The 26,605-nt window shown below is 41.4% G+C and carries 19 protein-coding genes, 1 tRNA gene and 1 pseudogene; 4 read left to right on the top strand and 17 right to left on the bottom strand.

The window, feature by feature from the left end; genetic code table 11:
- Positions 1-5: 5 nt before the first annotated feature.
- The 10 genes from nlpI to J8Z25_RS05585 form a co-directional block, all read right to left on the bottom strand.
- Positions 6-884 carry a lipoprotein NlpI gene (nlpI, locus tag J8Z25_RS05630; RefSeq protein ID WP_130051975.1) on the bottom strand — a complete coding sequence of 293 codons (879 nt, stop codon included), beginning with the start codon at positions 882-884 and terminating at the stop codon, positions 6-8.
- A 128-nt stretch (positions 885-1,012) separates the two neighbouring features.
- Positions 1,013-3,142, bottom strand: a complete 2,130-nt coding sequence (pnp, locus tag J8Z25_RS05625; RefSeq protein ID WP_130051976.1) for a polyribonucleotide nucleotidyltransferase — start codon at positions 3,140-3,142, stop codon at positions 1,013-1,015.
- 243 nt (positions 3,143-3,385) lie between these two features.
- Entirely contained in the window at positions 3,386-3,655 is a 270-nt protein-coding gene (gene rpsO, locus J8Z25_RS05620) for a 30S ribosomal protein S15 (protein ID WP_130051977.1), read from the bottom strand.
- A 110-nt stretch (positions 3,656-3,765) separates the two neighbouring features.
- Positions 3,766-4,710 carry a tRNA pseudouridine(55) synthase TruB gene (gene truB, locus J8Z25_RS05615; RefSeq protein ID WP_130051978.1) on the bottom strand — a complete coding sequence of 315 codons (945 nt, stop codon included), beginning with the start codon at positions 4,708-4,710 and terminating at the stop codon, positions 3,766-3,768.
- Positions 4,710-5,114 (bottom strand): 30S ribosome-binding factor RbfA, encoded by a 405-nt coding sequence (gene rbfA, locus J8Z25_RS05610; protein WP_130051979.1) that lies wholly within the window; start codon positions 5,112-5,114, stop codon positions 4,710-4,712. Before rbfA ends, truB begins: the two co-directional genes overlap by 1 nt.
- Before the next feature lie 110 nt (positions 5,115-5,224).
- Positions 5,225-7,882: a translation initiation factor IF-2 gene (gene infB / locus J8Z25_RS05605; RefSeq protein WP_130051980.1), complete on the bottom strand. Its 2,658-nt coding sequence runs from the start codon at positions 7,880-7,882 to the stop codon at positions 5,225-5,227.
- Positions 7,883-7,907: 25 nt separating this feature from the next.
- Positions 7,908-9,407: a transcription termination factor NusA gene (nusA, locus tag J8Z25_RS05600; RefSeq protein WP_130051981.1), complete on the bottom strand. Its 1,500-nt coding sequence runs from the start codon at positions 9,405-9,407 to the stop codon at positions 7,908-7,910.
- A gap of 38 nt (positions 9,408-9,445) precedes the next feature.
- Positions 9,446-9,901, bottom strand: a complete 456-nt coding sequence (gene rimP, locus J8Z25_RS05595; protein WP_054553177.1) for a ribosome maturation factor RimP — start codon at positions 9,899-9,901, stop codon at positions 9,446-9,448.
- Positions 9,902-10,190: 289 nt separating this feature from the next.
- Positions 10,191-10,267 (bottom strand) — tRNA-Met (locus tag J8Z25_RS05590).
- 698 nt (positions 10,268-10,965) lie between these two features.
- Positions 10,966-11,739 (bottom strand): DUF4124 domain-containing protein, encoded by a 774-nt coding sequence (locus J8Z25_RS05585; protein WP_250661810.1) that lies wholly within the window; start codon positions 11,737-11,739, stop codon positions 10,966-10,968.
- A 131-nt stretch (positions 11,740-11,870) separates the two neighbouring features.
- On the opposite strand from J8Z25_RS05585, the gene J8Z25_RS05580 reads away from it, so the two are divergent.
- Positions 11,871-13,421 (top strand): cryptochrome/photolyase family protein, encoded by a 1,551-nt coding sequence (locus J8Z25_RS05580; protein WP_250661809.1) that lies wholly within the window; start codon positions 11,871-11,873, stop codon positions 13,419-13,421.
- A gap of 63 nt (positions 13,422-13,484) precedes the next feature.
- Here the strand turns inward: J8Z25_RS05580 and J8Z25_RS05575 are convergent, their stop codons facing one another.
- A complete protein-coding gene (locus J8Z25_RS05575) occupies positions 13,485-13,931 on the bottom strand; it encodes an Hsp20 family protein (RefSeq protein ID WP_130051985.1) in 447 nt (148 codons plus the stop codon).
- Between the two features lie 329 nt (positions 13,932-14,260).
- Between J8Z25_RS05575 and J8Z25_RS05570 the strand changes: the two genes are divergently transcribed.
- The 3 genes from J8Z25_RS05570 (at position 14,261) to J8Z25_RS05560 (ending at position 17,067) form a co-directional block, all read left to right on the top strand.
- Positions 14,261-14,719, top strand: coding sequence for a TlpA family protein disulfide reductase (locus J8Z25_RS05570; RefSeq protein ID WP_250661808.1), 459 nt, complete (start codon positions 14,261-14,263; stop codon positions 14,717-14,719).
- Between the two features lie 116 nt (positions 14,720-14,835).
- On the top strand, positions 14,836-15,099 hold the full coding sequence (locus tag J8Z25_RS05565) for a GrxA family glutaredoxin (RefSeq protein WP_054553185.1): 264 nt from the start codon (positions 14,836-14,838) through the stop codon (positions 15,097-15,099).
- A 147-nt stretch (positions 15,100-15,246) separates the two neighbouring features.
- Positions 15,247-17,067 (top strand): DEAD/DEAH box helicase, encoded by a 1,821-nt coding sequence (locus J8Z25_RS05560; protein ID WP_130051987.1) that lies wholly within the window; start codon positions 15,247-15,249, stop codon positions 17,065-17,067.
- Between the two features lie 127 nt (positions 17,068-17,194).
- On the opposite strand, the gene J8Z25_RS05555 is transcribed toward J8Z25_RS05560, so the two are convergent.
- From J8Z25_RS05555 to J8Z25_RS05530, 6 genes and pseudogenes are all read right to left on the bottom strand, one after another.
- Positions 17,195-18,754, bottom strand: coding sequence for an AbgT family transporter (locus tag J8Z25_RS05555; protein ID WP_130051988.1), 1,560 nt, complete (start codon positions 18,752-18,754; stop codon positions 17,195-17,197).
- Between the two features lie 150 nt (positions 18,755-18,904).
- Positions 18,905-19,183 (bottom strand): YfcL family protein, encoded by a 279-nt coding sequence (locus tag J8Z25_RS05550; protein WP_130051989.1) that lies wholly within the window; start codon positions 19,181-19,183, stop codon positions 18,905-18,907.
- A 2-nt stretch (positions 19,184-19,185) separates the two neighbouring features.
- Entirely contained in the window at positions 19,186-20,328 is a 1,143-nt protein-coding gene (locus tag J8Z25_RS05545) for an ATP-NAD kinase family protein (protein WP_250661807.1), read from the bottom strand.
- Positions 20,318-20,887: an elongation factor P hydroxylase gene (locus J8Z25_RS05540; protein WP_130051991.1), complete on the bottom strand. Its 570-nt coding sequence runs from the start codon at positions 20,885-20,887 to the stop codon at positions 20,318-20,320. Before J8Z25_RS05540 ends, J8Z25_RS05545 begins: the two co-directional genes overlap by 11 nt.
- A gap of 90 nt (positions 20,888-20,977) precedes the next feature.
- Positions 20,978-24,154 carry an HD domain-containing phosphohydrolase gene (locus J8Z25_RS05535; RefSeq protein ID WP_250661806.1) on the bottom strand — a complete coding sequence of 1,059 codons (3,177 nt, stop codon included), beginning with the start codon at positions 24,152-24,154 and terminating at the stop codon, positions 20,978-20,980.
- A gap of 121 nt (positions 24,155-24,275) precedes the next feature.
- Positions 24,276-25,868, bottom strand: a pseudogene (locus J8Z25_RS05530) (HD-GYP domain-containing protein); the annotation flags it as partial.
- Positions 25,869-26,605: the final 737 nt, after the last annotated feature.

Below are 26,605 nucleotides of genomic sequence, written 5' to 3'. Positions count from 1 at the left end.
AAACCTTAGCTTGCGTTTTCACCAGCCATTAACTCAAGCTCTAAACGGGCATATTTGTATTCAACAAATTCATGTACATTGGTGGCAAGGGCAAGCCTAAAATAGTCAGCAGCAAGGTAGTTATCACCAGCTGCTTGATGCATTTTAGCTAGATAGAAATAAGCTTCACATAAGCGATGTGCATACTCTTGCTCTGAAGTAACGCCTTCAATAATGCCAGATAAAAATTCAAACTCACTAATGTCACCTAAGTATAGTGCCAAGAGTTGGTAACCCCATTGTGACTCATCTACACCTTGTGAGTTAGCTTTTAAATCAATTAAGGCTTGCTTTTTATCAGCTTCTGATTGCGCTAAATAAAGCCATAACACACGATAAGGATCGCTGGGTGAACGATTTAAAAACTGTTGTAAATCATCTTGTGCAAGTAATGGGCGCTCACCATAGTAAAGTGCAATCCCACGATTTAAATAGGCGTACTCATGCTGCTCATTAAGCTCAAGTGCAGAATCAAAAAATTCGTAGGCTTGTTCATACTGCTGCATCAGTGTGTGGTGAATACCTAAAAAGTTATATACCTCAGCCAAATCTGGTTTGAGCTTAATCGCACGGTTAAAGTCTATTCGCGCTAACGTCGACATACCTAAGCTGTCAAATAACACGCCGCGATCGTAATAAAGCTTAGCCTGTTGCTCAGCACTTAAATCTGCGCGGTTTAACAACTCAGAGTAACGAGCAATCGTAATTTCATTACGAAAATCAGGCGCCAATGGTGCGGTAAAAGGCACATTAACAATAGGGACTGACTCAGATTGTGTGGTGGTTTGGCATGCACTTAAAGAAAAAATAGCCACAGCGGTCAATGCTAAGTGTTTAAAAATCATTAAATTCCTTAATACCTGAATTCTCTGTAGACAAAATCGAAGCGGATAGGTTTCATTAAAGCATAAAAAAAGGGGCTAAACAGCCCCTTTTTCTTATATCCAGCAAATAACTGGTTATTCAATCATCATTAAGCGTCTTTAGACTCTTCTGCTTTTTCTTCAGCAGCTGATTCCATAGCTTCTTTGATGCTTAGACGTACACGACCTTGGCGATCTACTTCAAGAACTTTAACTTTAACTTCTTGGCCTTCGCTCAGGTGGTCAGTCACGTTGTTAACACGCTCAGTGCTGATTTGTGAAATGTGCACTAGACCATCTTTACCTGGAAGAATATTAACGAACGCACCAAAATCAACGATACGAACAACTTTACCAGTGTAGATAGTACCTACTTCTAGCTCAGCAGTTAATTGCTCGATACGCTTAATAGCATCGTTAGCGCTGATGCCATCAGTTGCTGCGATCTTGATTGTACCGTCATCTTCGATTTCAATCGTAGTACCAGTTTCTTCTGTAAGTTGACGGATAGTTGCGCCACCTTTACCGATAACTTCAGCAATTTTCTTCGCAGGGATTTGCATTGTGTAAATGCGTGGCGCGAACTGAGATAACTCTTCAGAAGGTGCTGAAATCGCTTCGTCCATAACACCTAAGATGTGTAAACGTGCTGCTTTCGCCTGTTTAAGAGCGATTTGCATGATTTCTTTAGTGATACCTTCGATCTTGATATCCATTTGTAATGCAGTGATACCATTAGAAGTACCCGCTACTTTAAAGTCCATGTCACCTAAGTGATCTTCATCACCTAAGATGTCAGAAAGAACAACGAAATCTTCGCCTTCTTTAACTAGACCCATCGCAATACCAGCAACAGATGCTTTAATTGGTACACCAGCATTCATAAGAGCTAATGACGTACCACATACTGATGCCATAGACGATGAACCATTTGATTCAGTGATTTCTGAAACAACACGGATTGAGTATGGGAAGTCAGTTAACGTTGGTAATACAGCTGCAATACCACGCTTAGCTAAGTTACCGTGACCGATCTCACGACGCTTAGGTGAGCCAACAAAACCAGTTTCACCTACGCAGAACGGAGGGAAGTTATAGTGCAGCATAAAGTGGTTTTTGTTAGTACCAGTTAAATCATCGATTAACTGTGAATCACGCTCTGTACCAAGTGTTGCAGTAACAAGTGCTTGCGTCTCACCACGAGTAAAGATTGCAGAACCGTGAGTACGAGGTAAAACCCCTGTCATTACGTCTAGTGCACGGATCATATCTGGTTCACGACCATCGATACGCTTCTCACCTGCGATGATACGGCCACGAACGATTTCTTTTTCTAAAGAACCAAATAGTTTACCAACTTCTTGTGTATCTAGCTCTTCGCCTTCAGCAAGCTCTGCAGTTAAAGTAGCAACAACTTCCTCTTTCGCTACACCTAGTGCTTCTTTACGCGCTACTTTGTCAGTGATGCGGTATGCTTCACCTACTTTTTCAGCAGCGATTGCAGAGATTTTCTCAGCAAGTGTTACGTTTTTCTCTGGTGCAGTCCAATCCCAAGCTGGTTTACCTGCTTCAGCTTTGAATTCGTTGATTGCGTTGATGATAGCTTGAGATTGCTCATGACCATAAACAACCGCACCTAACATTACTTCTTCAGATAGTGTTTCAGCTTCTGATTCAACCATAAGTACTGCGTTATCAGTACCTGCAACAACTAGGTCTAATTGGCTCTCTTCAAGCTCAGCTAGTGTTGGGTTAAGTACATATTCGCCGTTGATGAAACCAACGCGTGATGCACCGATAGGACCATTGAATGGGATACCAGAGATAGCAAGAGCTGCTGAAGTACCAATCATAGCAACCATGTCAGGTTGGATTTCTGGATTAACAGAAACAACTGTCGCAATTACTTGTACTTCGTTTACGAAACCGTCTGGGAAAAGTGGACGGATTGGACGGTCGATTAAACGAGCGATAAGCGTTTCGCCATCGTTAGGACGACCTTCACGCTTAAGGAAACCACCAGGGATACGACCCGCAGCGTACATACGCTCTTGGTAGTTAACTGTTAGTGGAAAGAAGTCTTGACCTGGTTGTGCATCGCGCTTGCCTACAACAGTAACTAATACTGAAGTATCGCCAATGCTTGCTAGTACTGCGCCGTCAGCTTGACGAGCGATAGCACCAGTTTCTAGAGTCACAGTGTGTTGACCTAGTTGAAATTCTTTAATAATTGCTTGCACTTAAAAATATCCTTTAAATGTAAAAGCAACTCAGAGCAGTGCTCCGAATTGGTAAAAAATAGTCCATCAAAGTACCAATTACAGTACTTAATTGTGCTTATGAAAACACGATTAAGTACTACAATTGGCAATGATGTTTTTTCAATTACTTAGTAGATTCACCTACTAAGATGTGCGCTAGTATACCTTTCATGCGCGCACAAAAAAAGGGGCTAAATAGCCCCTTTTCTCGTAATCTAGTTCTTAGCGACGTAGGCCAAGCTCTTGGATTAACGCAGTGTAACGTGCAATGTCTTTACCTTTAAGGTAGTCAAGCAGTTTACGGCGTTGGCTTACTTTGCGAAGAAGACCACGACGTGAGTGGAAGTCGTGCTTGTGGCTAGCAAAGTGACCTTGAAGCTTGTTGATATCGAAAGTTAGAAGTGCAACTTGTACTTCAGGTGAACCAGTGTCGCCTTCAGCGCGTGCAAATTTACCGATGATCTCAACTTTTTCTTGATTGCTTAGTGACATAGTAACTCCAAAAATTAATTTAAATTGTGTTTTAGCCGATCACTAATTCAGCCAAAACGATTGAGCGGGGCGTATTCTACCCAGCTTTGCTTATAACTACAAGGTAATCTTTACTCAGGCAGCTGATTTGATAAGCCACGCTTTGATTTTAAGTGACCATCTTTATGGCGCTCACCGGTACCAATGAACACCCCATCAGCCATTACCTTTACTACCCCATCTGGTACAGGCCTACCAATCACTACTGTTTGACCATGACTAAATGCCACGCCCTGCTCTTGGGTAATCTCAATCACAGGTAAGTCAACCAAAGCAGTATCCATTGGCAATAGTAGCTCATCGAGGTAGCTTGAAGGCGCAACATCGTCTGCTTTTGCTTGCTGTAGCTTTTCTTCAAGTTGCTCAAGAGTGACCATTTTCTCACTTGGATAATGGCCAACTGCACTGCGGTGTAACATGATAACATGAGCACCACAGCCAAGCTTTTCACCTAAGTCGTCAACAATAGTACGAATATAAGTGCCTTTAGATACATGTGCCGTCATTTGTACTTCGTTATTAGCTTCATCAAACTCATCAAGCGTTAAACTAAATACATTAATTTTTCGACACTTACGCGGCACTTCAATGCCTTCGCGGGCATATTTATACAAAGGCTGACCTTGGTATTTAAGCGCAGAGTACATCGAAGGGTATTGATCCGACTCACCTAAGAAACTGGCAATTTGCTCAGCTAATTGCTCAGGTGTTACCGATACTTCACGCGTTTCAACCACTTCACCATCTGAATCAGACGTTGTAGTTCGCTCACCAAGTTTGGCACGAACAACATAGGTTTTGTCTGTATCGAGCAAAAACTGGGTAAACTTAGTCGCTTCACCAAAACAAATAGGCAGCATACCCGTCGCGAGCGGATCAAGCGCACCGGTGTGGCCTGCTTTTTGAGCAAAGTATATTCCCTTTGCTTGCTGCAATGCTTTGTTTGATGAAATACCTTGCGGCTTATTAAGTAATAAGATGCCGTCAATAGCACGACCTTTACTGCGTCTAGCCATTAGCCTTTAGTGCCTTCTTCGCCGTCGTCTTCGTCTACATGCTTAGCATTGTCTTCACGAATAACAGAATCAACCAAGTTTGAAATACGCATACCTTCCATTAGTGAGTTATCGATTACAAAACGTAACTCTGGCATGATGCGCGCACGAATGCGTTTACCTAATAAAGAACGAATATAACCCGTTGCTTCATTTAAGATTTTAGCGCTTTGCTTAGCTTTATCTTCATCATCCGTGTTGAATACCGTGATAAATACTTTTGCGTAAGATAAGTCGCGAGATACCTCAACCGCAGACACTGTTACCATGCCTAGGCGTGGATCTTTGATTTCGCGTTGAAGAATAACAGCAATCTCTTTTTGAATTTGCTGAGCAACACGATCAGTGCGAGAAAATTCTCTCATTTCATTTCACTCTAAAATAATAACTTATTGATGTTAAAGAATAAGTTAATTTAATTACGAATGCACAAATGGGGGCTAGGCCCCCATTTAAAGCAATAACTTAAACGAAATTAAAGTGAACGTTGTACTTCAACCGTCTCGAATACCTCGATTTGGTCGCCAACTTTAACATCGTTGTAGTTCTTAACGCCGATACCACACTCCATACCGTTACGAACTTCTTGAACGTCGTCTTTAAAGCGACGTAGTGACTCAAGTTCACCTTCGTAGATAACCACGTTATCACGAAGTACACGGATAGGTGCGCTACGCTTAACGATACCTTCAGTAACCATACAACCTGCGATTGCACCAATCTTAGGTGACTTGAACACGTCACGAACTTCAGCAAGACCAATGATCTCTTGCTTGAATTCTGGAGCAAGCATACCTGACATCGCTTGTTTAACTTCTTCAATCAGGCTGTAGATTACGCTGTAGTAACGTAAGTCTAGGTTTTCTGACTCAATCACTTTACGAGCTGATGCATCAGCACGTACGTTAAAGCCAACAACAATCGCGTTAGACGCTGCTGCAAGAGTTGCATCAGTTTCAGTGATACCACCTACACCTGAACCTACAATCTTCACTTTAACTTCATCAGTAGAAAGCTTAGTTAATGAATCAGCGATTGCTTCGATTGAACCTTGTACGTCAGCTTTAAGAACGATGTTAACTTCTGATACATCACCTTCAGCCATGTTCGTAAACATGTTTTCAAGCTTCGCTTTTTGTTGACGAGCAAGCTTCACTTCACGGAATTTACCTTGACGGTAAAGTGCTACTTCACGCGCTTTACGCTCATCTTTAACTACTGTTGCTTCATCACCAGCAGCAGGGATACCAGATAGACCTAAAATCTCTACTGGAATAGATGGACCAGCAGACTTAATGTCTTGTCCGTTCTCATCTTTCATCGCACGTACACGGCCATATTCAAGACCACAAAGTACGATATCACCTTGGTTAAGCGTACCAGACTGAACTAGGATTGAAGCAACTGGACCACGGCCTTTATCAAGACGCGATTCAATTACAACACCTGCAGCCATACCTTCAGCTGGCGCAGTTAGCTCAAGTAGCTCAGCTTGCATTAATACTGCTTCAAGTAGGTCATCAATACCTAAACCTGTTTTCGCAGAGATATGCACAAACTGTGTTTCACCACCCCACTCTTCTGGGATAACATCTAATTGTGCTAGCTCGTTCTTAACGCGATCTGGGTCGATGCCTTCTTTATCCATCTTGTTTACTGCGATGATTAAAGGAACGCCTGCAGCACGGGCGTGCTGAACCGCTTCTTTAGTCTGTGGCATTACACCATCATCGGCTGCAACAACAAGAATTACAATATCCGTAGCTTTAGCACCACGAGCACGCATTGATGTAAACGCGGCGTGACCTGGCGTATCTAAGAATGTGATCATATGACCATTTGTTTCAACGTGATATGCACCAATGTGCTGAGTAATACCACCGGCTTCACCAGAAGCAACTTTTGCTGAACGAATGTAATCAAGTGTTGACGTTTTACCGTGGTCAACGTGACCCATTACTGTCACAACCGGTGCACGAGGAATGGCTTTACCTTCTTCGCTACGGTCGTTTAGTACTTTCTCTTCTAATTCATTTTCTTTAACAATGATAACCTTGTGACCCATTTCTTCAGCAACAAGCTGTGCTGTTTCTTGGTCAATCACTTGGTTAATGGTAACCATGTCACCCATCTTCATCATTGTTTTAACAACTTCAGCACCTTTAACTGCCATACGTGATGCAAGCTCAGCAACAGTGATTGTTTCACTGATACGAACTTCATTTTTCACGTCAGCGGTTGGTTTTTGGAAACCATGTTGTAAAGACGTTGGTGCTTTTAGCTTGCCTTTCTTACCTTTAGGACCGGCAGCCTGTTTATCTTTTTGAGGTCCTTTTTTCTTTTTCTTACGACGAGCGCTATGCTCTTCACGTGCGTCAGATTCATCTTCTGCTTCACGTGCGTAAGTTGAAGTCGTAAGGTGGTGATCAGCGCTTTCTTCACGCTTCTTACGCTCTTCTTCTTCCTTTTTCCAGCGAGCTTCATTTTCTTCAGCTAGCTTTCTTGCCTCTTCTGCTTGACGTTTCGCTTCTTCTTCAGCTTTTCTCAATGCGGCCTCTTCTGCTTCTTTTTGCAGACGCTCAGCTTCGGCGCGATCTTGTTCAGACTTAGCACTTTGCTCTGGGGTCATCTGCTTCTGTTTCGCTTTACGCTCAGCTTCAGCTTTACGTTTAGCCTCTTCTTTGGCTTTACGCTCAGCTTCTTCTTTCGCTTTGCGTTCTGCCTCTTGTTTCGCTTTTAGCTCTTCAGCTTCTTGCTGGGCTTTAAGCTCTGCTGCTTTACGTGCAGCTTCTTCTGCAGCTAAACGCTCTTCTTCTTGCTGTTGCTCAATGGCGCTTTTCTTGACGTAAGTACGTGTTTTACGTACTTCAACTTGCACAGACTTTGCTTTACCTGTTGAGCCAGTCACACTTAGAGTGCTCTTGCTTTTACGTTGCAAAGTCATGCGAGCAGGGCCTTCAGACCCTGTACCGCCGTGCTGCTTGCTTAAGTGATCAAGTAATGTTGACTTTTCAGCCTCCGTTACCATATCACCTGCTTTTTTAGATATACCGGCTTGCTCAAGCTGCTGTAATAACTTATCAACAGTTGTACCAATATCTCCGGCTAGTTTTTCAACATTTACTTCTGCCATAGTGTGTAATACCTCCGTTAATAAATTACTCGTCTGCGAACCAACAAATGTTACGCGCAGCCATAATTAGCTTACCAGCTTCTTCTTCTGATAGCTCAGTGATGTCTACTAACTCATCAATACCTTGCTCAGCTAAGTCTTCAAGTGTTACTACACCTTTGCTTGCCATAACAAATGCAAGATGACGCTCTAAGCCCTCAAGTGCTAGTAGGTCTTCTGCAGGTTCAGCACCTTCTAAACTTTCTTCCGTTTTAAGCGCTTTAGTTGTTAATGCGTCTTTTGCACGTGAACGTAAGATATCAACTGTTTCTTCATCTAAACCGTCGATTTCTAGGAATTCCGATGCAGGAACGTAAGCAACTTCTTCAAGTGTTGAGAAACCTTCGTTGATAAGTAATGTTGCAAACTCATCATCGATATCTAGGTATTCAGTGAATAAGTTAATTAGCTTGTCTGATTCAGCTTCGTTCTTCGCACGCATGTCATCAACTGTCATTACGTTTAATTCCCAACCAGTTAACTGGCTAGCAAGACGAACGTTTTGACCGTTACGACCAATTGCTTGTGCTAGATTATCTGCTTCAACAGCAATATCCATTGAATGAGTATCTTCGTCCATTACGATTGACGCAACTTCTGCTGGCGCCATTGCATTGATAACGAATTGTGCTGGGTTATCATCGTAAAGAACGATATCAACACGCTCACCACCAAGCTCAGTTGAAACAGCTTGTACTCGAGCACCACGCATACCAACACACGCACCCACTGGGTCGATACGTTTATCGTTAGATTTTACTGCGATTTTTGCACGAGAACCTGGATCACGTGCTGCAGCACGTAATTCAATCATCTCTTCGCCAATTTCAGGTACCTCAATGCGGAATAACTCCATTAGCATTTCAGGTTTAGAACGCGTTACAAATAATTGCGCGCCACGAGCTTCCGGCTTAACTTCGTAAAGTAAACCACGGATACGGTCACCTGGACGGAAGTTCTCACGTGGTAACATATCATCACGGTAGATAACCGCTTCAGCATTGTTACCAAGGTCAAGTACGATTGCATCACGTGTTGCTTTTTTAACAACACCAGTTACCAATTCGCCTTGTTGATCTTTATATTCTTCAACAACTAAAGCACGCTCAGCTTCACGTACTTTTTGTACGATAACTTGCTTTGCCATTTGTGTCGTAATACGGTCGAACTTGATTGACTCAATTTGTTCTTCGACGTAATCACCTAGTTGTAAGTTTTCGTCTTCAACTTGTGCTGCTTCAAGCGTGATTTCGCTGTATGGATGTTCTAAAGAACCATCTTCAAGAACTTCAGCGATTTTCCAGCGACGGAACGTGTCGTAATCACCAGTTTTACGATCAATTGATACGCGAACGTCAATTTCGCCATCGTGTTTTTTCTTTGTTGCAGTCGCTAATGCGAACTCTAACGCTTCAAAAATCTTTTCTTTTGGAACCGCTTTCTCATTGGAGACGGCTTCAGCAACCAATAATATTTCTTTTGCCATGGGTTATGCCTCGCTTGCCCTATTCCTTCGCACTCGAATTAAAACTTTGCGATGATGTTCGCACGTTCAATGTTACTGATCATAATCATATGCTCAGTGCCATCTGCTGAAAGTGTGATCATATCACTGCTAACTGATACTAAATCGCCTTTAAAGTTACGACGACCATCTTGCGGAAGCTTAGTACGCACGCGTACTTCTTCTCCTTGCGCCTTCTCGTAGTGATCTTGTTTGAATAATGGACGATCAACACCAGGAGACGAAACTTCCAAATCATATTCATTTGTAATTGGGTCTTCGACATCTAAAATTGCGCTAACTTGACGACTAACGTCGGCACAATTGTCAACCGTAATCCCTGCATCGTGATCGATATAAACACGTAATGTAGAGTGGCGACCAGCTTGCACAAACTCAAGACCATGTAACTCAAAGCCTAACATTTCAACGGCCGGTGAGAGCATGGCTACTAAATCTTGCTCAAGTTTTGTCACGAAAATCCTCCATACAAACAAAAAAAGGGCATATAGCCCTGAAATACTGAGTTTAATAATGATTTAAAATCACCGCCAAGCAGATACAACAACGCCCCGAACCAAGCGGGGCGTCACACCTAAAGCATAAAACTGTGTGGCCTAGGGCCAAGCTTGGTTGCGAGTCAATTACCTGACCAAATTAAACTAGATAGCCTAAACGCAAAACGCGCATTACCAGAATGCGCGACTTCATACAGTAAAAATTACTGTGCATACTAAGTACACTTACAATGCCTTAGCATGTATTTGGTTGCGGGAGCCGGATTTGAACCGACGACCTTCGGGTTATGAGCCCGACGAGCTACCAGGCTGCTCCATCCCGCGCCAATAGATATTAAAAGTAACTTAATATCATCTAATCGAGTGCAAAACACCTCAATTCAATGGCGGCCATTATAAGCATGTAGCGCTCAATTAGCAACCTTCCAGCATGAATTAGTTAGACTATTTTTTGCCTAAAAAATTTATGACAACCTTGTCATAAATTTTCCAAAACTGGAAATTCTTGTCTATATTTAATCAAATAATAAGAACAACCTATAGCCTCGGCTATTAAGCGATGTACTATGAGTCTATCTTCATTTCAAAAAAGACTGTTACTACAAGACATTGAATTGCTAAAACCTGATTTTCATCAGTATACAAGCGCCTATCATCGCAATCTTAGTTCATATAAGTTAACTATGGTGGTGCCAGATCATGAAAGCATAACTAAGCGCAGTTATATCTTGTATTGTGCTTTGAATAAGATAATCAGTCATCTTGATGACTTACATCAAGTCACACCATTTATCCATTACTTAGCAAATAACCTAAGCTTTTTAAAAGTATCCTTTAACGATATCGATTCGCTTTGCAGAGCCTTTATCGAAACCCGCAAATCATACATTCACCCAATTGACTCTCAATTGCATCGCGCTTGGCTGCAAGCTACGAGAGTGTTTGCAAATATTGTCAAAAGTTACTTGTTTTCTTATTCAAATGTGGTGTCTTTTAGCGCGTATTGTCCCGCACGATTAAGTTCATAGCTTCGTTAACTCGCTGTTGAGTCTGTCGATTTGTTTTTGCTCAATAGCGATAAGAGTATTAAAGCGACTAGTTAGAGCTGTCATTTTGTCTGCTAATGCATTGTCGCTATTTGCATCAGCTAAATTGCGAGGGCGGCTACTTAGTTGTTGCTCAAGCTCTGACATTTGCATGTTAAGCTCAGCTTGATAAGTATCTATTTTATTCTCGTGCTCTGAAATTTTACGCATAATCTGTTTTGAGCGAATAAAACTAGCGACCTCATTATTGGCAACCTTGTTAGCATATGATGTTAAAGTGTACTTTTCAGCCATGAGCCTATCAATACTACGCTGCTCGCCGTTAATAAGTAGGCCGTAACGCTCAGATGCGGCGCTCATCTGTTTGGCAATGGCTGCCTGTTTCTTAGCACCCATCAAGTTACGCAGCTGAGAATCAGATTGCTCAGATAAGGCCGCAATTTCCCTGTTCATTTTGAGCTTAAATGTATCAATTTTATTGTTATGTTCTGCAATTTTCGCATCAATTTGCTTTAAGCGGATATAACGTTCGACTTCCGCGGAATCTTTATCTGTTGATGTTTGTGCATCATTATTTGAAGTATACGAAAGGTGTGGGCTTTGCTCTTTAATAGTAATCAACTTTGCATCTTTGCCACAAGGTTGTTGGCTAAACTCAGCAACACCATTTTTCTCACAGTGATAAACAGTGCTGTGCGCCAAAGGGCAAACTAGTAGGCTTATAAATAGTAAATGTAAGTTAATTTTCATGTCGTACCATCCCTAGTTTTTTACTCATTAATTATGCCATTAATATACCTTTTTTATAGACTATATTAATCGATCTATCTTAGTGTTTGTTTCGTAACACCTTAGATTACTTGCTGCAAAGGTAATTAAAAGTGCAATACACCACCTTAAGATTTATTTTTGGCGACCAACTTAATGCAAGCCACAGTTGGTTTAAAGACAAATCACAACCAGACACACTGTATGTCATCGCCGAATTAAAACAAGAAACCGACTATGTAAAACATCACCTACAAAAAGTGGCCGCTTTCTTTGCTGCAATGGAAAACTTTGCTAATGCACTTACAAAAGCAAATTTAAACTGCCTACATCTAACACTTGATGACACAAAAAATGATGCTACATTACCTGATCTACTCACCCGCTTAGCAAAGCACTATCGATGCCAAAATATTGAGTATCAATATCCAGACGAATACCGCCTCAAAAAGCAACTTGTAGAATTTTCAAAGCAGAGCGAATTTAATGTTAATGCCGTTGACTCGGAGCATTTTCTACTACCTTTCGATGATATTGACCAGTATTTTAAGCAAGATAAGCCAGTTAAAATGGAGTTTTTTTATCGTGCTATGCGTAAGCGATTTAATATATTAATGGACGATAATAACCAACCTCGTGGTGGGAAATGGAATTTTGATCAGCAAAACAGAAATAAGTTAAAACCGAGTGATCTTAAAGAAATCCCAGAACCTTTGTGTTTTGGTCATGATATTAGCCAAACCCTCAAACGGATAGAAAAGCACAAAGTAAACACCTTTGGCGAGTGTAGCAATACTCTCATTTGGCCAACCACTCGTTCTGAAGCAAAACAATTGCTCGATTTTTTCTGTGGACATTTGCTTGTTAATTTTGGTCAATTTCAAGATGCCATGACATGCCAGTCAAAGTATCAATGGTCTTTGTATCACAGCCGTTTATCGTTTGCCCTCAATACTAAAATGTTGCACCCAATGCAGGTCATCGAACAAGTGTTAACGAGCTTTGAAAAGCAACATATTGATATTGCGCAAGTGGAAGGCTTTATTCGGCAAATTCTCGGCTGGCGTGAATATGTACGTGGGATTTATTGGCAAAATATGCCTGATTACGCAAGCAAAAATGCCTTAAATGCCAAGCGTACCCTACCCGATTACTTTTGGCACGGCAAAACGAACATGAATTGTATGCACCATGCTATTTCACAAAGCCTGCAAACGGCTTATGCACACCACATACAACGTTTAATGATAACCGGTAACTTTTGCTTATTAACCGCTATTGAGCCAAGCGAAGTAGATGAATGGTATCTAGGCATTTATATCGATGCCATAGAATGGGTTGAAATGCCAAACACTCGTGGCATGAGTCAATTTGCTGATGGTGGCTTAATTGCCACTAAGCCTTACGCTGCCAGTGGTAATTACATCAACAAAATGAGTGATTATTGCAAACACTGTCACTACAACATTAAAGAAAAAGCGACTGATGATGCATGTCCGTTTAACAGTTTATATTGGCATTTTATGTTAGAGCATAAACAGCAACTATCACAAAACCCACGGATTGGTATGATTTATAATAACTGGTATAAGCAAGATGAATCAGTTCAGCAAGCCACACTTGATCGTGCCAACTGGTGTTTGGATAATTTAGATAAACTGTAACAACAAAAAAGCCGCCTCAAGTGAGGCGGCAAAACTAACTAGGGGAAACAATGCTGTTGGTAATTACTTGTTTTCGAGTAATTTACCATTACCAATTTCAATTTTGCGTGGTTTTAATGCTTCTGGAATCTCACGCTCTAAATCGATACTTAGTAAGCCATTTTCAAGGTCTGCGCCAAGTACTTTAACGTGGTCACCTAATTGGAACTTACGCTCAAAGTTACGCTCCGCAATGCCTTGATGTATGAACTTACGTTCAGCATTATCTTCTTTATCAGCTTTCGTACCGCTGACTTTTAAAGTGTTATTTTCTGACTCAATGGTCAATTCACTGTCACTAAAACCTGCTACAGCCATAGTGATACGATATTTGTCTTTATCGAGTGCTTCGATGTTATATGGAGGAAAACTTGGCTGCTTGTCTGTACGCGCTGCCGCATCCATTAATGATGCTAAGTGATCGAAACCGATGAATGAACGATAAAGTGGTGATAAGTCTACTGTACGCATAATTATATCCTCATATTTAAGCGATATTTTGTTAGTGCTCTTCTATAGAACCAGCGCTAACAAAGTTAAATTAATATTATATATTTCAATTACTTTAGTTTGTTTGGGACCCATCAGGCGTCCTCACTAAACTATCTATGGGCGGGCAAAATCTTTTCAAGATTTTTAGCAAAAAAAATTACAACTTTTTTAAATTAAATGAAATTTATACCATCGCAAACGGGTCTGAATAAGTTGATTTTAAAGGGCTAAACACGTACAAAATAACAATGAAAAAAAATCCAACTTTTTTAAAAAAATTTATCAGTGTGCTAAAAAATGTCGTGTTAATGGCTGTCGTTGTGTATGCCGTGACCGCATTTCAGCAACGTAATTTACTCTCAACTGATAAAACTCCTGCCCCCTATTTTAATTTAGCCACGCTAAATGACCCGACAGAGCGGATGACCATCGCACAATTACAAGGAAAGCAAACAGTGGTGTATTTCTTTGCGCCTTGGTGCTCAATTTGTCGCTACAGCATGCCAAATTTAGAAAAGTCCCATCAGCAAGGTAAGTTAAATGCCATAGCAATTGCCCTCGATTACCAAAACATTGCTGAAGTTAAACAGTTTACCGATTCACTGGAACTGACCATGCCTGTGTTACTTGGCAGTAAAAGTACGGGTCAAGATTATAAAATAAGTGCCTATCCAACTTATTATGTTATTGATGAACAGTTGGCTATTACTGCTCGCTCTATGGGTTACTCAACAGAACTTGGTCTTAGGATGCGGACACTTGATTAGCTAAATTACTATGATGAGAAAAACAGAATAGTACAATCGATTTTATGCGCTGTTTTTATTCATTTTATTCGTTAAGATAACAACTAGATAAACACATTCACATCGAGGAGAGCGATATGTTAACTGTAATTTTTGGCCGTGAAGGCTGCCCATACTGTGTTCGTGCAAAAGATGTTGCTGAAAAACTTGCAAATGAGCGTGACGATTTTAAATATCGTTATATCGACATAATCAAAGAAGGCATCAGCAAAGCAGATCTAGAGCAGTCTGCTGGCAAACCTTGCCCAACTGTACCACAGATTTTTATTGACCAAGCTCACATTGGTGGCTTCACTGAATTCGAAGCATACGCTAAAGAAAATTTAGGGTTATATCAATAAATTGTAAACGTGGTTGATTTTGGCAAACTCAAACTGATTAAATTATGACCAACATCAACCACATACAAATTAGTTGTAATTTATACAAGCAATTGCCTCGTATTTCCTATACAATGCGCGCCTCTTTAAATTCGTTGAGGCGTATTAATGTCAGAACCAGTCACGTTTGAATCTCTAAATCTTTCTCCTGCAATCCTTAAAGCAGTTGAAGAGTTGGGTTACAAGACTCCATCTGAAATCCAAGCTCAATGTATACCGTTATTGCTAGAAAGAAAGGACGTACTGGGACTAGCGCAAACGGGTACAGGTAAAACAGCAGCATTTGCACTGCCGTTACTAAATAATATTGACCCGTCTGTGAAGCAGCCACAGATCCTTGTTTTAACGCCTACGCGTGAACTTGCGATCCAAGTAGCTGAGGCATTCGAACAATATGCTAAGCATACTCGTGGTGTTGAAGTTTTAGCCCTTTATGGTGGCCAAAGCTACAGCATCCAACTAAGTGCACTTCGTCGTGGCGCGCAAATCATTGTTGCAACGCCAGGTCGCTTAATTGACCACATTAACCGTGGCACAATCAAGTTTGAGAGCTTACAAGCCCTTGTTCTTGATGAAGCAGACGAAATGTTACGCATGGGCTTCATTGATGATGTAGAAAGCATCATGGAGAAAACGCCACGTGAAAAGCAAACATGTCTTTTCTCTGCGACCATGCCTAAGCAAATTCAAAATATCAGCAGCAAGTACATGAATGAGCCTGAGCAAGTTCATATCTCTGCTCGTAACTCAACTGTATCTACTGTTGAGCAAGTATTTTGGAATGCACATGTACACAAAAACAAAGCTATCGTTCGCTTCTTAGAAGCTGAACAATACGATGGTGCAATTGTTTTCGTACGTACACGTAACGACACTGTACAGTTAGCTGAATTACTTGAGCGCGAAGGTTTCTCTGCCGCACCACTTAATGGTGATATGAACCAACAAGCACGTGAGCGAACAGTAGACCGTTTGAAAAACGGCCTAGTTGATATCGTTATTGCAACAGACGTTGCTGCACGTGGTCTTGATGTAGACCGTTTAAGCTTAGTAATCAACTACGATATTCCACAAGACTCAGAAGCCTACGTTCACCGTATTGGTCGTACTGGTCGTGCGGGTCGTACAGGTAAAGCGATTCTTTTCGTAAAACATAACGAGCGTTATTTACTTAAAAATATCATTCGTCATACGAAGTCAGAGATCGCACAAGTTGATTTACCAACAGCAAAAGTAGTTGAAGAAAAACGTATTAAAGCTCTTCAAGACAAATTAACTATTGCTCTTGAAAACAAAGATATCACTTTCTTTAACCAAGTAGCTGCTGACATGGCAGAAAAGCTTGAGCTAAGTGCTGAAGATTTAGCCGGTGCATTACTTTGTTTAGCGCAGCAACAATCACCAATCAAGGTTGAAGAAGTTAAAGTTCAACCGCGTGGCGAACGTAACGAGCGTCGTCGTAACGAACGAGGTGATCGTGCTGAGCGTGGCGACCGTCAAGGACGTGAGCGTAAACCTCGCGAGCCACGTGAGCGCAATAGCCGCAGCATGGGCCCTATGGATACTTACCGTATCGAAGTTGGTCGTGAGCACGGTGTACAAGTTAAAAATATCGTTGGTGCGATTGCTAACGAAGCTGATATCTCAAGCAAATTCATTGGTGATATCCGCTTACACGACAGTCACAGTACGGTACAGTTACCACAGAACATGCCAAAAGATGTGCTTGATCACTTCCAAAAGGTGTTCATCTGTAAACGTCCGATGAATATGACGCTAACGCAAGACCAAGGTCCTGCGGCTCCTCGCTCTGAACGCCCAAGCGGTGATCGTGGTGACAAAAAGCGTAGCTTCAAAGACAAAGATCGTGGTGAAAAACGTGGCGGCCCACGTAAAGAGCGTCGCCCAGTGAGCTTCACTGCGAACTAATCAAAGCTGTAAGCAATAAAAAACCTTGTCATGAAAGTGACAAGGTTTTTTTGTGTCTGAAGTTAGGCTATCAGCCTAAAGTTTTTAAAGCCTCAGCTGGGTGGCTGAGGCTTTATTACTTAAATCGTTATGAGCCAATGGCTGGGTATGCGTAGCTTGATTGTAGGCCAAGTGGGATGCCTAAGCCCCAGTACGCGAGTAAGAAGATACTCCAACCGATTAAGAAGGCGATTGAATACGGCAACATCATGGCGATTAACGTACCAATACCTGTGCCTTTAACATACTTCTGGCAGTACACCACAACCAGTGGGAAGTATGGCATCAGTGGGGTAATGATATTAGAGCTTGAGTCACCTACACGGTACGCAGCTTGAGTCAAATCAGGTGAAATACCTAGTTGCATCAGCATTGGTACAAAGATTGGCCCTAACAGCGCCCATTTTGCTGAACTTGAACCTACAAATAGATTCACAAACGCCGTTAAGAAGATAATACCTACCACAGTCACCGAACTTGGTAATGCCATCGCTTTAAGTAGCTGTGCACCTTCAATAGCAAGTAATGCACCTAGATTTGATTTACTAAATGCGGCAATAAATAACGCGCAGAAGAACGCCATAACAATGTAGTAAGCCATACCGCTCATGGCTTTACTCATGGCATCGATCATATCTTTAGAACTTTTGAATGTACCAACTACAAAACCGTAAACTGCACCTGGGATCCAAAACAGTAAGAATATAAGTGGAACAATTGATTGCATTAACGGTGAGCGGAAATTAGTTAAAGAACCATCACTACTTCGCATTGCTGAGTCAGCTGGAGCAGAGACAAACCAAAGTAATACAAGGCCAACAATCATCACTGTGCTTGCGATATAGAATGCACGTTTTTCATCACTGCGCGCTTCATCAAAAGCAGGTAAATCTTCGGTATCACCATCAAGTGGCGTGTTTTGTAAGCGCGGCTCGATAATTTTATCTGTGATATACCAGCCTAATAAGATAATAAATAAGCTTGAAGCAGAGGTGAAAAACCAGTTATTAAGCGGATTAATCGCCATATCAGGATTAATAATTTGTGCTGCACTTTGGGTAAAGCTTTGCAGTAACGGATCAATCCCTGACGGAATAAAGTTTGCGCTAAAGCCACCACTTACCCCAGCAAACGCCGCAGCAATACCAGCAAGCGGATGACGACCCATAGCATAAAAAATGACCCCAGCCAGAGGGATGACTAATACATAACCGGCATCAGTTGCCGTATGGCTGACAATCGCCACTAAGATAATAGAGGGTGTTAAAAGCTGCTTAGGTGTTACTTTTAGCATTAATTTAAGGCCAGTGTTGATAAAGCCAGAGTGCTCAGCAACACCAACACCTAACATGGCAACAAGCACCACGCCAAGTGGCGCAAAACTGGTAAAAGTTTTCACCATCGAAGACAAGAAAGTAGCAAGGGAATCCCCTGCTAATAGATTATTTACAACTATGGCTTCGCCTGTTCGCGGGTCGATTGCATCAAATGTGGTGCCCGAGAAGAGCCAAGATAAGAACCAAATAAGCAGCATTGCGACTAAGAAGATAATAGCAGGATCAGGGAGCTTGTTGCCCACCCTTTCAATCGTATTCAGAAAACGTGCGATTGCACCACTTGGTGCCTGCACATCATTATTGTTATTCATTTTCAAATTCCCTGGAAAAATATCTCGTTAACCTTAACGTATCTAAGTTCTAAGGTAAATTTTAAGTTAATAGAATTCCCTAATAAAGGTAACCACTTGATGTAAAAAAAGCGACACAGGTCGCTTTACAGTACTCATTTTAATACTCAACTAAACCGCTAGTGCTTTAACCTCATCCCAAAGGCGCACAACGAGCTCTTTATCTTCTTCGTTTAGCTCACCATTGCGATAAGCTTTAACCAGACTTGATTCAACTTGATTATTAAGCTCATCAATCGATAAATTTAATTCTTCTACTTGTGCGTAGCCTACCGCTAAGTCAAAGTGACCACGCAAATAGCCACCAGCAAATAGCTCGTCGTCAGTTGCTTTATCGACTAAATCATCAAAATATTGCTGCGCTGCATCAATATAACTTACTAAAATCATTGTTACTTCTCCTCTGGGTGCAGCCCATCTTGATGACCCACTGCATACATAATATGGTCATTAAAACCTGTGGTTACGCGAATATAACCACTTAATTCATCGTCTAACTCACTATCACCTGTATCGGCAATCAGTGGTCGGCCATTTAAGGCCTGTAATTTAGTTTTCGTTGCCACTACAATAATGTTGTCGCGACCAATCGCACGGATAAGTGCAGGACTCAATTGTTGATTTCCTCGGCCGAATATATGCCCTTGTCCACCAATTAAGGTGATCACCAACTTAGTATCTTTACCTTGTGTGAGCTCAAGTAATTGCTGTGCAGTTAAATCCTGCGCAACTAGCTCTTGGTCTGCTACTAAATCAACACCTAATAAGGTATTTTCAAGACCCATCTCTTCCATTATTGCAGCTACGGTTGAACCACTGCCCATTACATATAAGCAGTCTTCGTCCATTTCACTGACAACATAGGCAGCAATGTCAGCAAGCACTAATTCATTAGTTTCTTTACCGCCATTTTTAACTGCTTGCACATATCGCACTTCACTCGGAACTTGCATTTCACCATAGCGCTTAGCTTTTACTGTACCTTCACGAAATGCATCTTCATCGATATCCATAACATCGGCATCGCCAAGGCTGACGAGTTCACCTTTGACTAGCATCTCGACAACGCGACCTGCTGCTTTAGGGGTAATAGCGTAAACGCCAGAATGTATTTTACAGCCTGCAGGAATACCTAACACAGGGGTGCTATCACCAACCGCATGACAAATATTACGTGCAGTACCATCACCACCAGCAAATAAAATAAGGTCGACACCTTGCTCAACTAATAACTTAGCAGCCTGCTCAGTGTCATCGGGGGTGGTGATTTCATTTGTTTGGTAAATCACTTGAGTTTTAAAACCAAGCTGGCGCGCCGTCTGCTCGCCCATTTCACCGTTTACTGTGTAAATGGTTAAGTCGCCTTGATGTGCAAGCAGAACTTCAAGAGCTGCTCGGGTGCGTAAGTTTGCTTTTGGCTCTGCGCCAAGTTGCATCGCCCTTGCAGCGGTATCTGCGCCATCACTTCCCTTCAGTGCCACACTGCCGCCTAAGCCGGCAACCGGATTTACAATCAAACCTAATTTAAACTGCATCAGATAAAGCTCCTGGGTTGCTTTGAAAATCGCGCTGCCATGAAAACTGTGTAGCCGTTAATGGCCATGGGGTATTATAAAAATCGCTCAATGCTTTGAGGAGTGCTGTAGTGCGCTGATTAAAACCTGTTGCTAAAAAACTCAACACTTGCTGGTGAACCCGAGCCTGAAAATCAAATCGACAGGTTTGTTCACCATTTAAATTATCAACCGATACATTAAAATCGAAACCAGCTGCTGTACTTAGCGCCCATTCAATAGCTTGAGGCTTTACTTCAACCGCTTCAAATTCAGCTTGTTGGTGTTTATCACGACCATCAGGACAATACCAATAGCCATAATCTTCTTTTAATCTACGTGCCTCTCCAGCCACTAACCAGTGAGCAATCTCATGTAAGGCACTGGCATAAAAACCGTGGGCAAACACAATTTGATGATAAGACGTTTGCTCATCAGCTGGCAGGTATATAGGTTCATCATCACCCTTTATCAAACGCGTATTATGGCTTTGATAAAAGGTGTTTTCAAAAATAGCGATTAAGTCAGCAATCTGATGCATACGGCTTGAATTTATCTCGTTAAAAGCGTCACTAAAAACGAGGCGAATTGTACGGACTTTTCCCCCTAAAGTAAAAGCAAGCGCTTCCAATCACAGGTATTTCGCAATATCTACATCATCGATTTGATCTGGATTTAAATAGCGTTTTGCATACTCAAGATAGATACCTGACGTTAAGAACAATTTGAACACATCTTGATCTACATGTTGATCGGCAACCATCTTCGCTAAAATATCAATCGCAACACTCAATGGTTTGGCTTTTTTATAAGGTCTATCGGCTGCGGTCAATGCTTCAAATATATCGGCCAGCACTAACACACGCTCAGGTATCGATAAATCATCTGCAGACAATTTACGGGGATAACCCGTGCCTTTTAATGTTTCGTGATGGGTCGAGGCATAACGCGGCACACGGGCTAATTCATCAGGAAATGGGACGTTATCTAGCATCCGAATAGTACTGATAATATGCTCATTAATTTTAAATCGATCTTCGTTTGTTAAAGTACCGCGCTGAATTTGTAAGTTATACAGTTCGCCAAGATTATACTTGTATTCTGGAATGGTTACTTTTATCCCTAAACGCTCGTCATACTGTATAGGTTTATCGTGGGCAATCAAATGCTCAGGCTTATCTGAAAGTAGCTTTTCAGTGACAGGCAATTGCTCATCATTGCTTTGAACCCTTAACTCTTCAACTGGCGAAAGGCCTATTTTATCATCAAAATTTCGCTGCCAAGTGATGTTGCTAAGCGCCTCTAAACGTCCAAGGCTTGCTTCATCCATAAACTCACCGCCAACATTACAGGCTGCTATAAACGAAAAATCACTACGTAACTCTGCTTGGCGTTTAATAAGTTCAGCCTCAAGCTCTGGTTGCTTTTCAGGTGACACTAGCACGTCTTTTAGATAAGCAATTTCTGCATCCCGCCAAAGTACCTCAAAACGCGTTCTCACTTCGTGGATACGGTTATAAATAGTTTCTAACTTTGTGCCCTTGTCTACGATATGCTCTGGAGTAGTGATTTTGCCGCAGTCATGTAACCAAGCTGCGAGGCTAAATTCCCTTAGTTCGTCTTTATTTTTAAACGCAAACTGTTTAAACGCATCCTCATTTGAGTTTGAAGCTGCTTTGGCCAGCATGATCCCAAGTTCAGGTACCCGTTCACAATGTCCTGCTGTATAAGGAGACTTATCATCGATAGCCTGAGCTATAAGCTCAATAAATGACTCCATTAAGGCTTTTTGCTTTTGCTCATGCTGCTGAATTGATTGGCTCATTTGCACCATGGAGTTGGCTAAATTATTGATTTCTTTAATACTGCTTTTTAGCGTTGAAACCTGATCAAACTGACGGTGTTTAATTTTTAAATTTTCACCCTCTAAGGTCTTAATTGGCGAAACAATTGGTGAGGCAAAAAACCATGATACAGGCAGTACCATAATCAAACAGGCCGCGGTGATAAAAATAGACAGCTTAATTTTTTCACGGGTAGAACTCAATACGCCCTCTTTGGGCACCACTATCGCTAAGTAATCGCTATTGCTCCCCCCTTCTGAAACAGGGGTAATATACACGTACTTCTCAACGCCATTTAGAGTCATTAAACGTAAATGGGCGAAGTTTGCCCGATCTGTAATTAGAGTAAGAAATTCAGGGTATGGCACTGTGCCAATCACTTGTGATTGCTGACTAGGATCGCTCCCTAACCATTTACGCTCTAGTGCAGCAATATACGAATTTGGGAGCTGATCTATCGCCATATTAATTAAATCTTTTAGCTCTGCATCATCAGGATGAAACAATAAATGTAGAGTATCTGGTAGGAGATCATGACTATAACTATCAAGCTGATTATATTGAATCCCTTCGATAAAAAACTGATTTTGAGTGTATTTGAACACTGCTTCGTTATCTAAACCTGCATACACACGTCCTTGGCTTACCGCATCGAGCACCGCTTTGGTACTTGGCAGCTCAACAATGTCGATATCAGGAAAGTGCTCTTTAATCACTTTAATTACCGACCAGCCTTCACCAATTGCTAACTGTTTGCCCGCTAACTGCTTCATGCTAACGACCGGTGTTGAACCTTTTGCAGTAATGATACTGAACGGCAAAGTTGCCATTGTTTGGCTCATAAGACCGAGCGACTCATTTGCTGGGGTTTTAAAAATAGGCTGTACAATATCTATTTCATCTTTTGCAAATTGAGTTAAAAACTCAGTCCATGTAAAACCGTTAATAAAAGTTACCTTAATTCCGAGCAACTCAGCCAAGGCATTAATATAATCAATGCTATAGCCTTTCGGGTTACCGCCGACACTAAAGTCCATTGGTGGCCAATTAGTTTCGTTAGAAACGCTCAAATAAGGGTACTTCGCCAATACACTTTGCTGCTGTTCTGTTAAGGGAAGTTTTTCAAGCCTTGGCAAAAGTAAGCTATTTTTTTGTTGGTTAGAGGCAACAATTTCACCTTCTTTATTGTAAATGTACAGCTCACTTAAATACTGGCTACTCATTTTACTTTGCTGTTGACTCAAATATTCAGAAATACTCGACAAGCTAACGTCTAACGCCAACACACTATTTTCATTTGCTGACTTTATTGAGTAGGTTTGCCCAGGTGCTTGCAGGTGAGTAAAGAAATATGGCTTTGTTTTTTTCACGCGTGTTGAGTTTGCTTGCTTAAACCACAAGCGCTCTCGCGGATCATAGCTGGTGCCTTTGGTTTGCGAGATACGTAAATTAAATTGCTGGTCAAAATAATGAGTATGCTGAACACGCTCTGCCCCTTCACCGCTAATGTGGATCACCACCCAACGGTCTGCTTCAATGGCCTGCAACTGCTGACGCACTATTTCACTGCTTTCTAAATTAATTAATTCATAAAAGTCACCATTTTCATAGCCTACATACAACGCATAAAACAATGGATTGAGCTGCATGATTTCACTCATGACATTTCTCAGCTCACTTTTATCTTCGCTGTTGGCACTGATCAAGCTACTATTTTGAACCATTACACTTAGCGTGTTTTCTGACTTTTCATTCACCCTTGCAAGGTAATCAACCACTGAGCCTGTGGCTAAATTAAAGTTTTTGACACTGGCCTCTATAGCCATTTTTTCGCTGAAATAATATTGCAGACTAATTGCAATGAGAGCTGTTAGTGAAGTTGCTAAAACGAACACGGCAACAACGGTAAGGCGAATCGAAAAACGAATTCTCGATTTAAGTTTTTGAAAAGCAGATACCAGCACTTATGCATCTCCTTGCAATGCTTTGTTCGTTAGTAATATTAGCTTGTATATCTTTTATACACCAAAAATTTTGTATTACAAAAAAAACTCTGCAATTTTATCCTAAAGCATAAGCAAATAATTACCTTAGATATTTTGTTAAATTGACAGAATCAATTTGCGACTCATGTAAAAACAGTTTTGCATATTTTAGGTAAATGCCGGAAGTTAAAAAGAGCTCAAATACGTCACGGTCAATATGATCGTCATCAACCATTTTCGCTAAAATATCAATAGCAACACTCAAAGGTTTGGCTTTTTTATATGGGCGGTCTGCCGCGGTTAATGCTTCGAAGATATCAGCAAGTACTAACACACGTTCAGGTATTGATAATTGTTCCGCGGTTAATTTTCGTGGGTAGCCAGTCCCTTTTAAGGTTTCGTGGTGGGTTGATGCATAACGCGGAACTTTCGCTAATTCTTTCGGGAATGGCACACTACCAAGCATACGAATTGTACTGATCACATGCTCATTGATCTTAAACCGGTCTTCCGCTGTAAGCGTGCCCCGCGCCACCGACAAGTTATACACTTCGCCAAGGTTATATTTATACTCCGGAATCGCCATATTAATGCCCAAACTTTCTGGGTACTCAACGGCTTTTTCGTGTGGAATTAAATCACTTAGCTTATCGCTCAGGAGTGACTCTTCGACAGGTAAATGCTGATTCTTCAAATCAGCCATACGCATTTCTTCAAGGGGCGATAAACCTAAACTTGCGTCAAAATGGCGCTGCCACTTAATGCTAGCAACCTCATGTAAACGAGACAGCTGCGCTTCATCCATAAACTCACCACCAACATTACAGGCAGCAATAAAGCTAAAGTCTGCGTGTAACTTTTTGGTTCGTTGGTCAAGCGTTTGCTTAAGCACAGATTGCTGCTCAGGATGGGCTAATAACTGCTCATAATAAGTAATTTTTGCATCACGTAGCAGCACTTCAAATCGGGTGCGTACTTCATGAATACGGTTATAAATGGTTTCAAGCTTAGTGCCTTTATCAACGATATGCTCAGGCGTAGTAATTTTACCACAGTCGTGCAACCACGCAGCTAAGCGAAACTCTCGTCGTTCATCAGACGTTTTAAAGCTGAACTCAGAAAACGCCTCATTTTTTGAGTCTGACGCAGCATCAGCAAGCCAAATACCCAGCTCAGGGACCCGCTCACAGTGCCCTGCCGTATATGGTGATTTGTCATCAATCGCTTGGGCGATAAGCTCTACAAATGACTCCATCAGGGCTTTTTGTGAGTTTTCATGTTGCTCAATAGAGCGACTCATATCCACCATCGAACTTGCCAAATAATGGATTTCTAAAATGTGGCTAGAGAGTGTTGAAACTTCATTATAATCTCGCTGCTGAATTTTTTTATTTTCACCTACTAATTTGAGAATCGGGTTGACGATTGAAGAGGCAAAAAACCAAGAGACTGGCAGCAGCAAAATTAAAAATAAACCAGTCACTAAAATTGAAATACGAATTTTATCTCTTATAACCGCCAGCACGTCATCTTTAGATACCAGCACCGTGAAATAATCAACTTCATCTGATTGCATATCGCTACTAAGCGGCAGCGGCAATACAAACATGTATTTTTCTATGCCCTTTTCATGCACATTTAACATTTTGCCGAATTGATGTTCTTTGTTAGCAAGCCCTGATTTTTGTTCATCCAATTTAACTAACTTAGATAGGTCAGCAAAACCATGCTGATGACTTTGATTTTTACTGCTTGCGATAATTTCACCATTCCCCCGATAAACATACATTTCGCTTTCAACAAGGTGCTTCATTTTAGATTGTTGGTCGGTTAAAAAGTGATTCAAACTTGCACTGGCTATATCAATCGCTAATACATCGCCTGTTTGCGCTGACTTTATTGCATAGGTGTAACCTGGTACCTCAAGTACTTTAAACACATACTGCTCGGTTTTCGTTACAGAGTCACTCGTTGCATCCAGAAACCAAACTCTATTCCGTGGGTCGTAATCCGTAGTTTGGGTGTCTCTTTTACGAATGACCAACGACTCATCTAAATACGTGGTTACCTGCTTACGCTCCCCCCCCTGCCCAGAAATTTGATACACTAACCAATGATCGTCTTCATCGAGCTGGATTGATGGGGGAAGCTTTGCATACCCTTTTAAATTAATAACCTGTAATAAGTCACCATTAGCATGACCAAGAATTAGCGAATAAAAGTCTGGATGACGCGTTAAAATTTCGATCAGCACTTGCTGTAAAATTTCTTTGTTATTTTGGCTCTCTGATAATAGCCTAGTGTCGTGGATCATCACGCTTAAGGTATTATCAGCACGCTGATTGATTCTTGTTATGTGATCGGCTATTTGCTGACTAGTTTGTTTGAACTGTTCTGATTTAGATTGCAGTAATAACTTTTCACTAAAGT

The sequence above is a fragment of the Pseudoalteromonas sp. SCSIO 43101 genome (genome assembly GCF_023650775.1).
In the GTDB taxonomy this organism is placed as follows: Bacteria; Pseudomonadota; Gammaproteobacteria; order Enterobacterales; family Alteromonadaceae; genus Pseudoalteromonas; species Pseudoalteromonas apostichopi.
This window is presented reverse-complemented; position numbering and strand designations above follow the sequence as displayed.